Source organism: Lactobacillus sp. (genome assembly GCF_051893255.1).
Lineage (GTDB): Bacteria > Bacillota > Bacilli > Lactobacillales > Lactobacillaceae > Lactobacillus.
In genome coordinates this window covers 10,969-13,809 of record NZ_JBJFHB010000003.1, presented here as the reverse complement: position 1 = coordinate 13,809, position 2,841 = coordinate 10,969, and the positions used below count along the sequence as shown (strand labels likewise).

The window sequence follows — 2,841 nt, the reverse complement described above, 5'->3', positions numbered from 1 at the left end:
GGGTAGTCGTGGCCTTCTTGGCTAGGCAAGTTGGCGATGGTGTATTTTTCACAGGCTGCTTGGAAAAGGTCTGGCTGCTGGCTGGCAATGGCGCGGGCGCCGATGTCCCGGGCGTGGCGAACCAAGGCGTCTGGGTCGACGCCTTCAGTAGCGGTAATGTTGACGATAATGGCAAAATCTGGATTAAGCATCTTTTTCTCCGATCTGTTACTATAATAGTTAATTTTACTAAAAGCAGCAGAGGATGTAAAAAAATGAAGATTATTATTGCCCCGGCCAAGAAGATGACGGCCCAAGACGACAGCTTTTTACCAGAGAGCAGACCCCAATTTTTACCCCAAGCAGAAAAAATCTGGGCCTACCTGCGCTGCCAGGACGAGGCTGGCCTAACCAAGATCTGGCGGGCCAATCCCAAGTTGGTTAAACAGGCGAGCGAGTACCTCAAGACTGACTTGGATGAGGGCAGCGTGGCGGCCCTTTTTGCCTACCAGGGCCTGCAGTACCAGTACCTGGCCGCCGACGTACTAGAGACGCCGGCCCTTGCCTATTTAAATGCCAACCTCCGCATCCTGTCGGCCCTCTACGGAATCTTGCGGCCCTTGGACCGGGTAACGCCTTACCGGCTGGACTTCATGAGCCCCTTGCCTGGCTTTGAGGAGGAGAACCTCTACCGCTACTGGGGCGACCAGGTTTACCGGGAGCTTTTTGTCAAAAATAACACGGTGATCAACCTGGCTTCTAAGGAATACAGCAAGCTGGTGACGCCGTACCTGGCACCGGGTCAGCGGATGATCGACATTGACTTTCAAGAGCAAAAGGGCGGCAAGTGGAAGACTTTTGCCACCCACGCCAAGATGGCGCGCGGGCGCTTGGTCCGCTTTATGGCTGAAGAGCAGGTGGAAGATGCTGATGATTTGAAAAAGTTTGCGGATTTAGGCTACGCTTTTTGCCCGGAAGCTAGCAGCGATGATACCTTTGTTTACAGAAAAGGCTAAAAGACAAGTAGCAAATTTCACAAAATCAGAAATATGAAAGCTTTTTTGTGAAATTTAAACATGGTAAGCGGTTGCTAGACCGCTTTTTTCAATGCTTTCAGGAGCTTGTGTAAAAATTAATAAAATTGACAACGTTTTCAAACGTGGTTTAATAGAAAAAGAGAGATAAACACTAAGAAAGCTGTTAGGTAAGTAAAATGGATTACAAGAAATTAGCTACTGAAGACATTGAAAACTTGCGCGGGATGATCTCCGATCCAGACCGCTTTATTACGGAAGTAACCCAGCACTGGGACCACGACCAATTCAAGACGGTTAGAGCCATGCCTGACTTGGTTATCCAACCAGTTACGGCTGAAGAAGTGGCCAGCGTTTTGAAGTATGCTAGCGACCACAACATTCCTCTTACTCCTCGGGGGAATTCAACTGGCCTCATGGGGGCCAACTTGACGGTACACGGCGGAATCTCCCTGGATATGGTGAAGATGAACAAGGTCGTTGAATACGACCCAAACAGCTTGACCATCACGGTACAGCCAGGCATCCGCTTGAACCAATTGGAAGAATTTTTGGCAGACAAGCCATTCACCTACATGCCAGCGCCAGCTATGCACTGGGCAACCGTTGCCGGCAACATTTCTACTAACGCCGGCGGCTTGAAGGCAATCAAGTACGGCGTAACCCGGGAACACATCCGCGAAGTCAAGGTAGCCTTGACTGACGGCAAGGTTTACAAGTTCGGTTCTAAGTCAGTTAAGTCATCATCAGGCTACTCCTTGAAGGACCTGATCATCGGCTCAGAAGGGACTTTGGGCGTGATCACTGAAGCTGTTTTGCGTCTGTACCCAAGACCAAAGCACGCTTTGAACGCCATTGTCCCATTCCCAACCTTGACTGACGCTATCGAATCCGTGCCAGCTATCTTGGCTTCCGGCGTTGTGCCAACCACGGTTGAATACATGGGCCGCAAGGTCTTGAACTTGTGGGAAAAAGGGTACGATGCAACTTTCCCAATTAAGGAAGGCGACGGCTTCATCATTTTGGGCATTGACTCCTTCACTGAAGAAGACGCTAAGGCCCAACTGGCCGAAGCCTTGAAGGCCGTTCAACCATTCAACGCCATGAAGGAAGTTGTTTTAGACGCTGAATCAGAAGAAGCTAAGGTTATCTGGGATGCACGTGAAAAATTGCTTTTGGCAATTCAAAAGTCAACGCCTAAGATGGACGAAGTTGACGTTTCCGTACCAATCAACAAGATTCCTTTAGTTTTGAAGCGGATCGAAGAATTAGAAGTTGAAGAAAACATGCGGATTCCTAACTTCGGCCACGCCGGTGACGGTAACTTGCACATCTACCTGTGCTCAGACGACTTAAGCGATGAAGAATTCGCCAAGAAGGGCGACAAGGTTATCTCCGAACTGTACAAGACCGCTAAGTCAGTTGACGGTAATATGTCAGGTGAACACGGCGTTGGCTATGCTCGTCAAAACTACTACGAAGACTTCTACGGCAAGGACTACACTGACCTCCTCAGAAAGGTTAAGGGCTTGTTCGATCCTAAGGGCATCTTGAACCCTGACAAGATCTTCCCACTAGACTAATCTTTTAAGATTAGACAATCTCCAAAATCAAGAATTAAACAACAATTTATTTATCAAACTAAAAAATCAATCACAAACAACAATCGTAATTTATCAAACTTAATCATCATCTTAGAAGGCCGCCCGCTTGTGGGTGGCCTTTTTTGTGGATGGCGGTGACTGGTGCGGGGGGCGGGCTTTCGCCCCCGGATTGTGTCAACCGGTCTGCTTATTCTGGAATTTCGCCCCCAAGTTGACTCAACCGG

General features: G+C 48.8%; 2 protein-coding genes and 1 pseudogene. 2 read left to right on the top strand and 1 reads right to left on the bottom strand.

Annotated features, from left to right (window positions below; translation table 11 throughout):
* Positions 1-191, bottom strand: a pseudogene (locus ACI4WN_RS00190) (hypothetical protein); the annotation flags it as partial.
* A gap of 63 nt (positions 192-254) precedes the next feature.
* Here ACI4WN_RS00190 and yaaA point away from each other — a divergent pair.
* Together yaaA and ACI4WN_RS00180 are read left to right on the top strand one after the other, a co-directional pair.
* A complete protein-coding gene (yaaA, locus tag ACI4WN_RS00185) occupies positions 255-995 on the top strand; it encodes a peroxide stress protein YaaA (protein ID WP_439776461.1) in 741 nt (246 codons plus the stop codon).
* A gap of 197 nt (positions 996-1,192) precedes the next feature.
* On the top strand, positions 1,193-2,596 hold the full coding sequence (locus ACI4WN_RS00180) for an FAD-binding oxidoreductase (protein WP_439776460.1): 1,404 nt from the start codon (positions 1,193-1,195) through the stop codon (positions 2,594-2,596).
* Positions 2,597-2,841 lie beyond the last annotated feature (245 nt).